This is a genomic window from Luteimonas viscosa (genome assembly GCF_008244685.1).
Classification (GTDB): domain Bacteria; phylum Pseudomonadota; class Gammaproteobacteria; order Xanthomonadales; family Xanthomonadaceae; genus Luteimonas; species Luteimonas viscosa.
Map to the genome: position 1 here is coordinate 1112764 of NZ_VTFT01000001.1, position 15551 is coordinate 1128314.

Consider the following 15551-nt stretch of genomic DNA (forward strand, 5'->3'; position numbering starts at 1 on the left):
GTTCGCTGCGCGCCCGCGTGAGGGCGCATCGGGCGCTCGACCTGCGCGACGAACTCGCCAGCGCGCTGACCCACGGGGTGGGCGCCGCAGCGGCGCTGGCAGGTGGCGCGGTCCTGATCACGCTCGCCGCGATCCACGGCGACGGCTGGCAACTCGGCGCGGCGATCGTGTTCGGGGTTTCCCTGCTGCTGCTCTATCTCGCCTCGACGCTGTACCACGCGGTCCAGCACCCGATCGCCAAGGGCCGCCTCAAGGTGTTCGACCACTGCGCGATCTACCTGCTGATCGCCGGCACCTACACTCCGTTCACCCTGGTCGGCCTGCGCGGCACCTGGGGCTGGAGCCTGTTCGCGGCGATCTGGACCCTGGCCCTGGCAGGCGTGGTGTTCAAGCTGTTCTACACCGGCCGTTTCAGGAAGCTCTCGACCCTGATCTACGTCGCGATGGGCTGGCTGGTGGTGGTCGCGATCAAGCCGGTGATGGAGACCCTTGACGCCTGGACCCTCGGGTGGCTGCTGGCGGGCGGGCTGTTCTACACCCTCGGCACCTATTACTACCATCGCGAATCGGTGCGTTACTCGCATGCGATCTGGCATCTGTTCTGCATCGCCGGCAGCGTCTGCCACTACGTCGCGGTGATGGCGCAGGTGATTCCCCGCTGAGCCGCGGCCGTCACGGCACGTTCGCCTCGCTGAACGCCGCGCCGGATTTCGCACCGCGACAACGCCGGGCCCGAATACTGGGGGAATGCAATCCTCCCCTGCTCCCGAGCCCCGCTTCGCCCGCCTGCGGCGGCAGTGGCCGCCCTCCCGGCGCACGACAACGATCCTCGCGATCGTCACCACCACCATCGTCGTGCTCGTCCTGCTCTGGGACTGGAACTGGTTCAAGGGTCCGGTCGAGCGCGCGGTGGAAGCGCGGACGGGGCGCGAATTCGAGATCGCCGGCAATTTCGACGTCGATCCCGGGGGCATCACCACCATCACCGCGGACGGCGTGCGCCTGGGCAACCCGGACTGGTCTGAGCAGCGCGACATGGCGACCGCAGACCGCCTCGCCCTGCGACTGGAACTGTGGCCGCTGCTGCGCGGCTCGGTGAGGCTGGCCGAGATCCGGCTGACCAGGCCGGACGTGCGGCTGGAGGCCAATCCCGGGGACGGCCCGGGCAACTGGGACTTCGGCTTCGACGATGGTGGCGAACCGCTGCAGGTGCGGCGCTTCTGGGTGGACGACGGCCGCCTGCGCTTCGACGACGCCCGCGAGGACACCGGCATCGACATCCGCCTGGCCAGCCGCGAACCGCGCGACGGCGATGCCGCGCCCGCCGTTGCGCTCAGTGGCGATGGCCGCTGGACCGGCAATGCGTTCACCCTCGAAGGCGCGGCCGAGTCCCCAATGGAGCTGCAGGACACCGAGCGCCCCTATCGGCTCGACCTGCGCGCCCGCGCGGGCAGCACCCGTGCGCATGCCCGCGGCACCCTGATCGACCCGCTGCGCCTGCGCGGTCTCGACCTGCAGTTCGAACTCGCCGGGCGCAATCTCGCCGACCTGTATCCGCTGTTCGGCGTGGCGATGCCGGACTCGCCGCCCTACGACGTCGACGGCCGGCTGACCCGCGACGGCGACACCTGGCATTACGACGGCTTCGCCGGCAAGGTCGGCCAGAGCGACCTGGCCGGATCGGCCGCGCTCACCGTGATCGGCCGCGAGCGTCCGCTGTTCGAGGCCGACCTGGTCTCGAAGCGGCTCGACCTGGACGACCTGGCGGGCTTTCTCGGCGGCACGCCGGACGCGGACGGCGAGGCGCTTGACCCGGAACTGGCTGCGCAGGCGGCCGCGCGGGAGGCGCGCGGCAAGGTCCTGCCATCCACGCCGTACGACCTGGGGAAGCTGCGCGCGATGGACGCCGACGTGCGCCTGCGCGCGCAACGGATCGACGCGCCCGACCTGCCGATCGACGACATGGACGCGCACCTGTTGCTGGAGGGCGGCCTGGCGCGCCTGCAGCCGCTGAACTTCGGCGTCGCCGGCGGCGACATCCGCGCCGACATCCGCATGGACGCGCGCACCGACACCATCACCACGCGGCTCAAGGCCGACGTACGCCGGCTCGAACTGGCGCGATTGTTCCCCGACGTCGAACTCACCCGCGACGCCGCCGGCCGCCTCGCCGGCAGCTTCAACCTGGTGGGTACCGGCAATTCGGTGGCGGCCATGCTCGCCAGCGCCGACGGCGACGTCGCGGTGGGCATGGGCCGCGGGCAGATCAGCAACCTGCTGATCGAGCTCGCCGGCATCGACATCTACGAAGCGCTGGAATTCCTGATCGGCAAGGACCGCAAGGTCGCGGTGCGCTGCGCGTTCGCGGACTTCGGCGTAGAACGCGGCGTGATGCGTTCGCGCGCGCTCGCGTTCGACACCAGCGACACCATCATCGTCGGCGAGGGCCAGGTCGACCTGGGCGACGAAACGCTCGACATCGAGCTGCGCCCGCGACCCAAGGACCGCAGCATCCTCGCGCTCCGGTCGCCGCTGCATCTGGGCGGCACCTTCGCCGACCCCAGCTTCCGTCCCGACTTCGCGCGCCTGGGCCTGCGCGGCGCGATAGCGCTGGCGCTGGGCAGCATCGCGCCGCCAGCGGCGCTGCTGGCGACCCTGGAGCTGGGCCCGGGCGAGGACAGCGACTGCGGCGGCAGCTACGCCCGCTGAGCGACGGCGGCCGATGCCCCGATCCGGACGTCGCCGGCATGCGGGCCGGGTAGGCGCTCAGCCGGCGATGTAACGCTGCAACTGGTCCAGTTCGTGCTGCTGGTCCTCGATCACCGCCGCCACCAGGTCGCCGATCGAGATCATGCCGACCACTGCGCCGTCCTCGACCACCGGCAGGTGCCGGATGCGATGGTTCGTGACCAGTTGCATGCACGCCGGCACCACGTGGTCGGGGCCGACGCTGATCACGTCGGCGGTCATGATCTCGCTCACCGGCGTGTCCCTGGAAGAGCGCCCCTCGAGCACGATCTTGCGCGCGTAGTCGCGCTCGGACAGGATTCCCGCCATCCGCGCGCCGTCCATCACCAGCACCGCGCCGATGCCCTTGAGCGCCATCAGCCGGATCGCGTCGAGCACGGGCGCGTCCGGCGCGACCGCATGCACCTCAGGCGTCTTGGCTTCCAGCAGTTGCCGCACCGTACGCATGGTGCTTGCCTCCCATTGGCTGCGACACCGCCGAGGATACTCCGGCCGGCGCCGGGCGCCAGTCGTCGACCAGGTACAGGGGCCGCTGCTTGGACTCCTCGTACAGCCGGCCCAGGTACTCGCCGATCATGCCGAGCGCCACCAGCTGGACCCCGCCGAGGAAGAGGATGACCGTCATCATCGTCGGCCAGCCGGCCACCGCATCGCCGTAGAGCAGCGCCTTGGCCACGATCCAGACCGCATAGGCGAACGCCGCCAGCGCGGCGGCCAGGCCGACATAGGTCGCCAGCCGCAGCGGCGCGGTGGAGAAGCTGGTGATGCCCTCCAGGGCGAAGTTCCACAGCTTCCAGAGGTCGAACTTGCTGTCGCCGGCGAGCCGCGGCTCGCGGCGGTACGGGACCGCGACCCGGTTGAAGCCGATCCAGCCGAACAGTCCCTTCATGAACCGGTGCCGCTCGCGCAGTTGCCGCAGCGCCGCCAGCGCGCGCGGCGAGAGCAGGCGGAAATCGCCGGTGTCGGTCGGGATCGGCGTGCGCGACAGGCGCTGGATCACGCGGTAGAACGCATGCGCCGTGCCCCGCTTCAGCCAGCCTTCGCCGTCGCGCTGTTCGCGCATGCCGTAGACGTCGTCGAAACCTTCGCGCCACTTTTCGACCAGCAGCGGGATCAGCTCCGGCGGATCCTGGCCGTCGGCGTCGAGCAGGACCGCCGCGCCCGCGTCGACGTGATCGAGCCCCGCGGTCAGCGCCGCTTCCTTGCCGAAGTTGCGCGACAGCCGCAGCAACGCGACCCGGCGGTCGCCGTTGGCGAGGCCGCGCATGACGTCCCAGGTGGCGTCGTCGCTGCCGTCGTCGACGTAAAGCACGCGACCCTCCACGCCGCCGGCGAGCAGGCCGTCGAGCACCGGCGACAGGCGCCGGTGCAGCAGCGGCAATGCCTCCGCCTCGTCACGGGCGGCGACCACCACGGTCAACAGGTCACGGATCATGCCGGCATCCTAGCCGACCGTGGCGCGCCTGCCGCTTGCCGGGGTGTCATTCCAGCGCCTCGACATAGGCGGTCCCGCCGATCTGGCGCATGTTGCGTTCGATCGCGCGGGTGCGCCGCTGCACGTACGGTCCCGGGCGCGCGGCACTGTAGCGCTTCGGGCTGGGCAGGACCGCCGCCAGCCGCGCCGATTGCGATGGCGACAGCGCGGTCGCGTCGCGTCCGAAGAAGCTGCGTGCCGCCGCCTGCGCGCCGTACACCCCGTCGCCGAACTCGGCGACGTTGGCGTAGACCTCGAGGATCCGCCGCTTCGGCCACAGCAGCTCGACCAGCACGGTGTACCAGGTCTCGAGCCCCTTGCGGATCCAGCGCGAGGCCGTGCCCGAGCCCTGCCACAGGAACAGGTTCTTCGCGACCTGCTGGCTGATCGTGCTGCCCCCGCGCAGCCGCCCGCCACGCTCGTTGCGCTTGCGCGCCTGCGCGATCGCGTCCAGGTCGAATCCCGAATGGGTGGCGAAGTTCTGGTCCTCGGCGGCGATCAGCGCGACCGGCAGGGAGGGCGCCATCGCCTCCAGGTCGCGCCAGTCGTGGGCAAGGCGGAAGCCGCGCTCGCCGGCGAGCCAGGCATCGACCTGGCGGATCGCCATGAACGAGGAAAACGGCGGATCGACGAAACGCAGCACGCCGACCTGCAACAGGCTCAGGAGCAGCAGCCACAGCGGCAACAGCAGCAGCCGACGCAGCCAGCGGCGTCGCGGACGGCCGGGAGGCACACCGTGCGTGCGCGCTCCGGGCGAGGCTTGCGCCATCGTCATCACATCCCCATCTTTTCCGGCGCGCGAGCATTCGCGCACGACCCCGCTATTCGACCACGCCCCGCCTGCCCCGTGCGAACGCCCATGCCCCTGCCCCCGACGCCGTCCGACAGCGACCGGCTCACCCGCTTCCTGCTGCCCCTGGCCGGCGTGCGCGGCGTGCGCGTCCACCTGCACGACGCCTGGGCGCGGATCCGCGCCTCCGACGAGTATCCCGTCGCGGTGTCGGAACTGCTGGGCGAAGCGGTCGCCGCCGCCGCACTGTTCACCGGCCACGCCAAGGTGCAGGGCCGCCTGTCCGTGCAGCTGCGCGGCGAGAACGGCCTGCGTACCCTGTTCGCCGAGTGCACCGCCGCCGGCACGCTGCGCGGGATCGCACAACTGGCCGAAGGCGAGGCCGCGCCGCCATCGCGCGACCTGCGCGATCTCGGCGCCGGCGCCTTCCTGGCGATCACGATCGAGAACCCCGGCCTGCGCGAGCGCGAGCCGAGCCGCTACCAGGGACTGGTGCCGCTGCAAGCGGATTCGCTGGCGGGGGCGTTCGAAGACTATTTCCGGCAGTCCGAACAGCTGCCCACGCGCGTGCTGCTCGCCGCCGACGATCGCCACGCGGCGGGCCTGATGCTGCAGAAGCTGCCTGGCGACGAGGGCGACGAGGACGGATGGAACCGGGCCGGCGCGTTGTTCGACACGCTGTCGGGCGCGGAGCTGCTGGCCTCGTCCGCCACCACCCTGCTTACCCGCCTGTTCCATGAGGACGGGGTCGAACAGTTCGGCGACCGGGCACTGGCCTTCGGCTGCTCATGCTCCCGCGAGCGCGTGGGGGCGATGCTGCGGTCGCTCGGCTGGGACGAGGCCCGGGCCGCGGTGATCGATGGCGCCGCGCGGATCCGCTGCGAATTCTGCGGCGCCCGCTACGCCTACGCCGAGGGCGAGGTGGAGGCCCTGTTCGCCGGCCCGGAGGCCGATCTGGCGGCACCTGAACGCGTTCAGTGAAGATGCAGGAACGCTGTGGTGGGGATTGTTAAATAAACATAAACGGGATAGGATCCATCACCCATAGGGAGGGAACTCCGGCCGCGTCCGCCGGTCCATTGCTCGCCATGCCACGCCGCCTTCTCGCACGACTGACGATCACCCTGCTGCTTGCCCTGGGCATGGCCGCAGGCGTGCACGCGCAGGTCAGGCGCGCGGACCAGACGGTGCTGCCGATCGTCGACCCCGACAGCGGCCGGGTCCAGGCCTACCTCCTGCTCGAGCCGACCACCGAAGGCACCCGCGCCGGCGCCCGCTGGCGCACCGGCGACAGCTCGCTCGACGCCACCTTCGGCCTGCAGTCCGGCGATTCGCTGGCCCTGTTGTGCAGCCAGCGCAGCGGCGTGCTGAGCGCGGTGAGCAGCCTCGCCAACAACTGCCAGCTGGCCTCGGTCGGCGACCGCGACGGCAGCCGGCGTGCCAGCGCCACGGCCGCGTTCAACCGTCCCAGCGGCGGTTTCGGCCTGACGGTGGGACAGGGCAAGGACAGCCTGCCGGCCTGGCTGACGCGCGACGGCGCGCACGAGAGCCGCAACATCGACCTCAACGACCTGACCGTCTTCGCCCAGAAGAACCTGGGCGACGCCGCCTATGTCACCATTGCCGGCACGGTGGCCAAGGCCACCCTGATCCCCTTCGCGGAGGCGCCGGCCGACATCAGCGACCGCTGGCGCAGCAAGAGCCTCGCGGTCGGTGGCGGCTACGGCGCGTTCAGTGCCAACGTCATCGGCCGGGTGATCGAAACTCCCGGGCAGCCGCGTTTCGAGGGCCTCGGCCTGGGCGTCACCTGGCGTACCCCGTGGAGCGGCCAGCTCACCGTCGGTGCCGAAAACGTCGTCACCCGCGGCAAGAACCCGTTCTCGCCGAATAGTGAGACCAGCGACGAGGGCGCCGTGCCCTACGTCCGCTACGAGCAGGATCTCTAGCTCCGCCCCAGCCTCCTGCGGGGCCATCGCTGCCTGTCATCACAGAACGCAGCCGATTTGTTAACGACACTTTAATTCTTCCCCGACGCCGGGTAGTATCGGCCGCAACCTTGCCGGCTTTGGCGTCTTTCTTGACTCCTCCGGTGGGGTTCCCATGGGACATACCCAGGCTCACTTGGAGAGAGAAGAGATGAGACTCAAGAGAAACAAGCTCCGGGACGCCATTGCGTTCTCGCTTGCTGTAAGTGCGGTGACCCTCGCCGGCACCGGCGCCGCTTTCGCGCAGGACGCGCAGGACGCGCAGACGGAACAGGCCGCGGAAACGCCTACGAGCCTTGATGCGATCACCGTTACCGGTTCGCGCATCAAGAGCCAGACCTTCACTGCCTCCAGCCCCATTACGGAAATCAACGCGGAGGAGTTCACCCAGTTCGGTGCCACCACGGTCGAGGATCTGGTCAACCAGTATCCCCAGATCGATCTGAATTTCGACAACTTCGCGAACAACGGTTCCTTCGGCCACGCGACCATTTCGATGCGCGGCCTGGGCGCCCAGCGCACGCTGACCCTGGTCAACGGACGCCGCCTGCCGGCGAGCCGAAATGAAATCACCGACCCGTCCATCGTCCCGGCGGCCATGATCCGCCGAGTCGACATCCTGTCCGGTGGCGCTTCGGCCATCTACGGTGCGGACGCCGTTGCCGGCGTTGTCAACTTCGTCCTCGACGACCAGTTCGAGGGCGTCAGCCTCAACTACGGTTATTCGGCCTACCAGCACGACAACGATAACGAGGAGATCCAAGCCCTCAACGAGGAGCGTGGCTTCCCGTACCCGACCGGCAACTCGGGCTTTGACGGCATCAGCCGCAACGCGGACATCGTGGTGGGCGGCAGCTTCGCCGACAACCGCGGCCACGCGGTGGGCTGGCTGACCTGGCGCGAGAACGAGGCCCTGTACCAGGGTCAGCGCGACTACTCCTCCTGCTCCGTGTTCTTTGACGCCGAGGTGTGCGGCGGTTCCGGTACCGCTGATCCGGGCCGCTTCTCGGTCAACCAGTTTGAAGATGGCGCGGTGGTCCCGTGGGCGCCAGGCACCAATAACAACTACATCTGGAACGGCAGCGGGTACGAGAACGGCACCTACGTGTACAACTACGCGCCGATCAACTTCTACCAGCGTCCCGACAAGCGGATTACCGCCGGCTTCATGGGCAGCTACGAGATCAACGAGTACTTCGAACCGTACATCGAGGCCCTGTTCCTCGAGCGCCGCTCCGATGTCCAGATCGCGGAATCCGGCGCCTTCGGCGTGCCGATCAACGTGGACTGCGACAACGAACGGATCGGTACCCTGTGCGCCGACGCAGGCGTCACCACCGACATGGCCCGCATCACCATGTGGAAGCGCAACGTGGAGGGCGGCCCGCGCATCAGCAGTGCGGACGACAGCACCCACCGCATCACCGCGGGCGTGAGGGGTTCGCTCTTCGACTCGTCCTGGACCTACGACGTGTCGCTGCTGTCCGGCAGGACCAAGACCATCGACATCGGCAAGAACGACTTCCTGATCACCAGGATCTCCGCCGCCGCGCTGGGTTGTACCGATCCGGTCTATGGCACCTTCCCGGGCTGCCAGCCGTACGACATCTGGACCGACGAGATCGATCCGGAAGCCGCCGCGGCGATGGCCGGCACCAGCTTCAGCATCTTCAAGACCGGTTACCGCGCATTCTCCGCGGAAGCCAACGGCTACCTAGGCTGGGGCTTCCCGTCTGCCGATGGCGAGGAAATCGGCCTGGCCGTGGGTATGGAGCGCCGCGACTACACCTACGAAAGCGAATACGATGGCGATTCCGCCGCTGGCAACTTTGCTGGCGCCGGTGCCGCCAGCCTGCCGGTGGATGCCTCCAACACCGTCAACGACTTCTTCGTGGAAGCCGCGCTGCCGTTCTACGTGGGTGATGGAGCCTTCAACCGCTTCGATGCCTCGCTGGGCTACCGCTACTCCGACGACGACACCTCAGGCAACTACGACACCTACAAGGTCGGCCTGAGCGGCATGTTCCTGGACAGCAAGCTGCTGGTCCGTGCCGGTTACAACCGCGCGGTGCGTTCGCCGAGCCTGAACGACCTTTACTACCCGCAGCGCATCGCCCTGAACGCGGGCGGCACCGACCTCTGTGCCGGCCCGGAGTTTGACGAAGATGGCGAGCGGCAGCTCAATTACACGCCGGAACAATGCGCGCGGACGGGCGTTCCGATTGAAGCCTATGGCAACGTGCCGGCCAATCCGGCCAACCAGTACAACAACATCACGGGCGGCAATCCCAGCCTCGAACCGGAAATCGCCGATACCTATACCGTCGGCTTCGCAATCGAACCGATCGAAGACCTGAACCTGTCCCTGGACTGGTACAGCGTCGAGATCGAGGGTGCGATCGGTGGCATCGGCTACAACACCATCCAGATCCTCTGCATGGAGCAGAACCTGTACTGCGACCGGATCAGCCGAGACGCACGCGCGGGAGAGTACGACCTGTGGGTGGGCCTGGCTTCGGATCCGCTGACCGGCAACATCGACAACCTGCCCGACAACATCGGTGTCTTCGAGCGTTCCGGTCTCGACCTGGCCGCGAACTATTCGTTCGCGATCGGCCCGGGCCGTCTGACCACCAGCGTGGTCGGCAATTACGTCCTGAAGGACTTCACCCAGACGCTGGCCTCCCAACCAAGCACCGCCTTCGAGTGCAAGGGCCTGGTCAACGACACCTACCTTTGCCAGACGCCGAAGTGGCGTCATGTCGCCTCGCTGCGGTATGGGTGGGACCGTTACACCGCTGGCCTGCGCTGGCGCTACATCGACGGCATGGACTACAACGACGTGGACGGCACCCCGCTGACCGACATCATCTGGTTTGATGGAGGCGTTCCTTCCTACAGCTATCTGGACCTGAGCGGCAGCATGAGCTTTGGCCAGGCGATGCTGACCTTGGGCGTGAACAACGTGCTCGACAAGGAGCCGCCGTTCTCGGGCGACAGTGGCCTTTCGGCCAACGCCAACGCGCTGGGCGGTTACGACCAGGTGGGCCGTTACATCTTCGGCAGCATCTCCCTGAAGTTCTGATCCAAGCAAGAAACGTTCAAGGCAAAAAAATTGGCGGCGGGCTTCGGCCCGCCGCCTTTTTTGTTCATCTGAAGGATTTACCGCCGGTGTCCGCGTCGGCTACGCATCGATGCCATGATCTGGCCGCCACGACACGACTTGGCCCGGCGTCGGCATCGCGGCTCCCATGCCGGCCGGGACCACGCCGGGTACCTTTCCATCGCCCCTTGAACTGCATCCACAGGGCGCAACGGCTAGCACGTTCGCCCGCCCACTGGTAAGTCGAACGCCGGTGCGGCCAACAACCGTTTCCTGATCAACGTGCCGGACGGCGACCCGGCAGATGCGCTTCCTGCGATCCGCGGGACATGCGCCTGCCCGAGCACGAACGCCCTCCAACTGGTCCTTAAATCGGCAAGCTTGGTGGGCCGATCATGTCTTTTCCGCCCTTAACTCTGGAGAAGAACCCATCCTCAACCGCCGTTTGCATCCTTGGGGATCGACTTGCCGTCCAGTTCACGCACCATCGCTTTCGCCGCACTTTCGCGAGCCTCCCACTGGGCCGGCGTGTAGCAAACTCTCTTCTTCATCCGGCTGCCGGTGACATCCTCGAGCTGGCATACCTTGCCATTCTTGCCTGGCTTGGTGGGTTTCGACGCCTGCGTAGAAGCGGGCTCCACCGCCTCCTGCGCCATCGCTTGCCCGATCGACAACAGGCCGATGATCGCGCCGGCAAACAGCAGGCAGCGAGTGCGCCGGTGCTGCGGCAGGCTGGTTCGGACGTTCGACGGACGGCTGGGACCAATGGAACAGGCGTGCATGGGGCATCCTCGATGGGGGTAGGAACCCGCCACAAGCGGGCAGGATGAAGGCATATTTGCCCATTATCTGCCTGAAAGCCAGTCGCCGGCAGTAAATCGCCCGTCGACGCATCCCGTGCTCGCGATGAACGCGGTGGGGCAAGAACCCTTGCAGGTGCACTACAACGCCCTGCCGTACGGAGCGAGCATGCATTTGGCCGCTCGCGCCCGATCGCGGCCGTCCTGGCGAGTGGCCTCGACCCGGCAAGCTGCCGGGCCCGATCGCGCGGGCCCCAACATCCATCTAGGGAAGACCGTGCTCAACCGTCCTGTTACTGGGATTGAAATCCTGGAAACCGGCGCTGGCATCCTTGGGGATGGACTTTCCATCCAGTTCACGCACCATCTCTTTCGCCGCTGCTTCTCGGGCCTGCCACCGTTCCGGCGTGTAACAGACCCTCTTCTTCATGCGGCTGCCGGTGACGTCCTGCTGCTGGCACACTTTGCCGTTCTTGCCGGGCTTGGCGGGCGCGGGCGCCTGTGCAGCAGCGGGTTCCGCCGCTTCCTGCGCCGCCGCTCGCCCGACAGACAACAGGCCGATGATCGCACCGGCGAACAGCAGGCAGCGAATGCGCCGCTGCTGCGGCACGCTGGCTGCAGGGACGGTCGACGGGTGGCTGGAACCAATAGAATGGGCGTGCATGCGGCAACCTCGGCGGGGTGGAAACTTGACACAAGCGTGGCAGGATACCGCCGTATTGCCCAAGAGCCGCGTGAAAGCCAGTCGCTGGACGTACTCGCCGCGTCGGCACGCCCGGGCCCGCCGGATGAACGGACTCACCCCGAAACCGCGGGGTCCGAAGCGCCCGGCGAGACGGCAGGCCCTATGTCTTCGGTTGCATGTCGAAGGCGATGGTCAGCCGCGATTCCCGCGCCTCGAATGGCACGGTGCCATGCCACATGTAGGAAGGGAACAGTGCCAGGTAGCCCGGCCTGGGCCGGATGACGCGACGCGGCAGGAGGTCGAGCCCCAAATCTTCCAAAGGCTGACCGAACTGGATCCATCCAGCGCAAGATTCGCTGTCGGATTCAAGCACGCTGTCTGGCAGCGCGACGTAGAAAGCGGAACTTGCCCAGCCCTTGGGGTGGATGTGGTTGGAGTGACGCCCCGATGACGTGAGCCTCACCGACCACGAACCGGCGAAACGCACGCTGCGCTGCCTGCGTGATAGGAAAGGATGGTCCACATCATCCGGCAGCGTGGCCAGCCACTGCTCGACCGCCGTGCGCAGCGCATGTTCCGCCGCGCGTACGACCGCATCGTCCCGTCCGAACAGCTGACCCGCCGTCTGCGTGCCGCCACGAACGCTCTGGTTCACCGGTTCGCGCCCGGCGTTGTGCATGGTGTGCAGTCTGGCTGCGAGCCTCTGCAGGAACGCGGACACGTCGCTGAAGCCCGGTGGCGCCGCGACCTCGATATAGCCGACCAGCCTGTCGTAGTCGCAAAGCCAGTATTCGCGCTCATCGCCGGCCAGCCGCCACGCGGTGCCCAGAAGACTCCAGCCTTCCTGGCCATCCGGATCGATCTCCACCGCCTTTCCCGCGCAGCTGGCGGCCAGGTCGAAATCCCGCGTGCGAAACGCATGCCGCGCGCGCGCATTGAGAAACTCCGGCAGCATGCCCAGCTCGCCACGTGCCGCCGCGGCGTACAACGGCGCGGCTTGTTCGTGCTGCCGCAGCGCGTCCAGCGCATCGGCGGCGAACCAGTCCAGCAATGCGTTGCCCGGTTCCCGCCGGCGGAGCGGATGCAGCAGCGCCAACGTTTCATCCGGACGCTTCGCCGCCAACAACATTCGCGCGAATGCAAGCTGCAGCTCGCGATTGTCCGGCTGCTCCCGCGCTGCGGCACGAAACTCTCCCAGCGGGTCTTCGTCCGGCGCAAGTTCCGCGCCATGCTCCCACAGCAGATTGCCCAGTGATTCGTGAGCCGGCGCATAATCCGGATGCAGGGCGACGAGCTTGCGCGCATTCGTCAAGGCTTCCACCCGACGGCCCGCGTCCGCCAGAACACCACTGATGGCATCCTGCAATTCAGGCTGGCTGACGCCGCGCTGATGCAGCATTCCTTGTGCCCGATGGAACGCGGCGAGCGCCTCCTCGATGCGCCCCAGCGAACGCAACACCACCCCCAGGTCGACCCATGCGGACACCTGTTTCGGCGACAACGCAAGCGCCTTGCGCAGCACCGGCTCTGCTGCTTCCCACCGGCCTTGCGCACGCAACGCCTTGCCATGCCGGGCGAGGCACATGCCGTAGTTGCGCGACACCACGGCGTTGCCCGGCAGCAAGGCCAATGCGTGTTCGAACGCAGCATCGGCTTGCTTTTGTCGACCGATTTCCGCCAGACACATGCCCAACAACTGCCACGTATCCGCTGCCTGTGGCGCCTGCTCGGCCAGCTTTTTGGCAATGGAAAGTGCCTGCTCACGCTGTCCGGATTGCAAAAGCCCGAGCGCCTGCCTGAAGCGCTCTGCCTGAGCTGCATTCAACGGCTGGCCGCGAGCTGAAGGCACCTTCGCTCAGCGCGTGCGACGCACGCGCAGGACCACGCCGTTGGGCGTCACCAGCTGGTAGCCAGCCAGGATCGCCTTCCTCACCTGCACGGAATCACCGGGCTGTACTTGGCCACCGCTTCGCGCATCGGTTTGCGTCCAGACTTGGCCATTCTCGAGATTGAAGCTGCGCCCGTTGCGACCGTGGTCGACTCTGATCACCGTGCTTTCGATGCCTTGTGGGTCGGCCTGCTCGACCGCCTGCCCAGGATTGCGCAACGATTCTCGCGGCTGATCGAAACCAAAATCTGCGCGCGCCCTTTCATTCGCCGCCTCGTGCACTTCCGGCGGCGGTGGAAACGCTTGGTCGTAGCACGCCAGCCGCTCGGCAGGGACGGCCACCGCCGCGCATGGATGAGTGGCTGGTTGTGCAGCCAGCGGCAGTGAGAACAACCACAGAAGCGAGAACGAAAAACAGCGCATCGGCATCGTCCGTCTGGCGGAGCCTCTAGGATAACCTACCGGTTCAGGCAGCATCGCTCGCAGTGCGCCACTCACGCATCGCACCCGCCAACGCCATCGCCAATTCCCGCTCGGGCAGGCTGAGCAATGGATTCCACACGTCGAACATCAGGATCACGCGTACCTGGTCGCTGTCGTTGCGGGCCTCGTGCTCGAGCGTGTCGTCGAACACCCAACACTTGCCCTCGCGCCACTCCCGCCAGTCGAAGCCGACGCGGTAACTGCACCTCTCCGGCACCACCAGCGGCAGATGCGCGACCAACCGGGCATTGGTTTCACCAGTATGTGGCGGGATATGCGCGCCCGGCGCCAGCGCGGAGAACATGGCATTCGGGCACAGGCCCGCGATCTCCACCGCGTCCACCAGCGCCAGCGCCTCCGCCGTCCGCGGGCACTGCGCCAGGTGTTCCGCCACCGGTTCGCCATGGGCATACAGATGGAAACCACTCCAGTTGCGCGAGTGGTTGAGCTTGTCCCACTGGTTGACCGGGTCCCCGGGCTTGTACTGGATGTAGGGGACGAACTCCTCGCCCCGGCTGGCAATCATCTCCTGCAACTCGGTCTTGATCGCGTCGGTACGCGCCTCGAGTTCCCGCATCCAGGGGAACAGCGCGTCGTCGTAGAAGGTCACGGCCGGCAGTCTTGGCACGTGGAGTTGGTTGCAGTGCGAATGGAAGGGTTGAGTGCGGCCCGCCAGGATCGACATCGCTTCGTCCCAGCGTCCCGCCAACGCCTTGTCAACCGTGGCACGCTTCGCGTCCACCCGATGCCCCAGGTATTCGATGAGTTCCCGGGTGTCCTGCTCGACCACATCGCGCGCATGTGCAAGCCGTCTCCGGAGTGCAGGTGGCCACTCCGGCTCAGCCGGCGCGACCTTGAGTACATCGCGGAAGACCGCGGCAGCAGCCCTGGGCTTGCGCTGCTGCTCGAGGAACTCGCCCTTTCCAAGGAGTGCGGGCAGGAAATAGGGATCGATCTCGAGCGCGGCGATGATGGCGCCCCACTCCTGCTCCGGACCTTCGGCCTCGCGATGGATCCGGCCGATCGTCAGCAGGATCATCGGGTCCCGCGGCGCCCGCACGTGTGCTTGCTGCAGCAGCACCAGTGCGGTCTTCAAGTCGCCACGCTGGAACGCGTGCACGCCCAGGCTGTAAAGCGCCTGTACGTTGCCCGGATCCAGCGACTGGACCTGCCTCCACAGCCGTTCGGCCTCCTGCCAGCGTCCGGCCGCGGCGGCGGCCCCGGCGGCGTTCACCAAAGACGACAGCTGTTCGTTCACGAGGCTGTTCCGTTATCGCCGGACCGGCGCAGACCATTCTATCGGCAGCCAGCGGCGGTCGTCACACAGCACCTAGGGGCTTCCGCTCCGCCAGCGTTGCCGGCGCGATAGGCCTCCACGGATCCCGCGGCCTCGACCTGCGTTGGCGATCAGGCTGTCGCGTCGAGTCCGAGACCGTGCCAAGCGAATCTTCCAGCCCCTTGGAGACCGCCACCTGCCGCAGAGGTTGGCCTGGGCGCCGCGAAACTGCACTCATCGATGTCGTCCCGGGCCTGCAGGCGCCGGGGGAAATGATTTTGATTGCCGCATTCCAATCGGCGAGGAAACGCGAGGGCCT

The 15551-nt window shown here is 67.4% G+C and carries 13 protein-coding genes; 5 read left to right on the forward strand and 8 right to left on the reverse strand.

The features are described 5' to 3' along the window. The first annotated feature begins 17 nt into the window (after positions 1–17). A complete protein-coding gene (trhA, locus tag FZO89_RS05130) occupies positions 18–662 on the forward strand; it encodes a PAQR family membrane homeostasis protein TrhA (RefSeq protein ID WP_149104048.1) in 645 nt (214 codons plus the stop codon). Positions 663–747: 85 nt separating this feature from the next. Then, a complete protein-coding gene (locus FZO89_RS05135; protein WP_149102238.1) occupies positions 748–2709 on the forward strand; it encodes an AsmA family protein in 1962 nt (653 codons plus the stop codon). Between the two features lie 57 nt (positions 2710–2766). On the opposite strand, the gene FZO89_RS05140 is transcribed toward FZO89_RS05135, so the two are convergent. The 3 genes from FZO89_RS05140 to mtgA are packed head-to-tail and all read right to left on the reverse strand — an operon-like array spanning position 2767 to position 4991. Further along, entirely contained in the window at positions 2767–3195 is a 429-nt protein-coding gene (locus tag FZO89_RS05140) for a CBS domain-containing protein (RefSeq protein ID WP_149102239.1), read from the reverse strand. Then, entirely contained in the window at positions 3155–4183 is a 1029-nt protein-coding gene (locus tag FZO89_RS05145; RefSeq protein WP_149102240.1) for a glycosyltransferase family 2 protein, read from the reverse strand. Before FZO89_RS05145 ends, FZO89_RS05140 begins: the two co-directional genes overlap by 41 nt. Before the next feature lie 46 nt (positions 4184–4229). Then, positions 4230–4991 (reverse strand): monofunctional biosynthetic peptidoglycan transglycosylase, encoded by a 762-nt coding sequence (gene mtgA, locus FZO89_RS05150; RefSeq protein WP_149104049.1) that lies wholly within the window; start codon positions 4989–4991, stop codon positions 4230–4232. A 90-nt stretch (positions 4992–5081) separates the two neighbouring features. On the opposite strand from mtgA, the gene hslO reads away from it, so the two are divergent. The 3 genes from hslO to FZO89_RS05165 all read left to right on the forward strand — a co-directional run bounded on the left by hslO (position 5082) and on the right by FZO89_RS05165 (position 10082). Continuing rightward, positions 5082–5993, forward strand: a complete 912-nt coding sequence (gene hslO / locus FZO89_RS05155) for an Hsp33 family molecular chaperone HslO (protein WP_149102241.1) — start codon at positions 5082–5084, stop codon at positions 5991–5993. A gap of 146 nt (positions 5994–6139) precedes the next feature. Next, entirely contained in the window at positions 6140–6958 is an 819-nt protein-coding gene (locus tag FZO89_RS05160; RefSeq protein WP_187471182.1) for an XOO1806 family protein, read from the forward strand. A gap of 190 nt (positions 6959–7148) precedes the next feature. After that, positions 7149–10082 carry a TonB-dependent receptor domain-containing protein gene (locus FZO89_RS05165; protein WP_149102243.1) on the forward strand — a complete coding sequence of 978 codons (2934 nt, stop codon included), beginning with the start codon at positions 7149–7151 and terminating at the stop codon, positions 10080–10082. A gap of 452 nt (positions 10083–10534) precedes the next feature. Here FZO89_RS05165 and FZO89_RS05170 read toward each other — a convergent pair whose 3' ends face one another. The 5 genes from FZO89_RS05170 to FZO89_RS05190 form a co-directional block, all read right to left on the reverse strand. Beyond that, positions 10535–10882, reverse strand: a complete 348-nt coding sequence (locus FZO89_RS05170; RefSeq protein ID WP_149102244.1) for a hypothetical protein — start codon at positions 10880–10882, stop codon at positions 10535–10537. Positions 10883–11165: 283 nt separating this feature from the next. Continuing rightward, entirely contained in the window at positions 11166–11564 is a 399-nt protein-coding gene (locus FZO89_RS05175; RefSeq protein WP_149102245.1) for a hypothetical protein, read from the reverse strand. A gap of 181 nt (positions 11565–11745) precedes the next feature. Then, complete coding sequence (locus FZO89_RS05180) at positions 11746–13434, reverse strand: putative 2OG-Fe(II) oxygenase (protein ID WP_149102246.1); 1689 nt, start codon at positions 13432–13434, stop codon at positions 11746–11748. Positions 13435–13440: 6 nt separating this feature from the next. Next, complete coding sequence (locus FZO89_RS05185) at positions 13441–13896, reverse strand: hypothetical protein (protein WP_149102247.1); 456 nt, start codon at positions 13894–13896, stop codon at positions 13441–13443. A gap of 43 nt (positions 13897–13939) precedes the next feature. Next, positions 13940–15214, reverse strand: coding sequence for an aspartyl/asparaginyl beta-hydroxylase domain-containing protein (locus tag FZO89_RS05190; RefSeq protein ID WP_149102248.1), 1275 nt, complete (start codon positions 15212–15214; stop codon positions 13940–13942). Between the last annotated feature and the right edge of the window lie 337 nt (positions 15215–15551).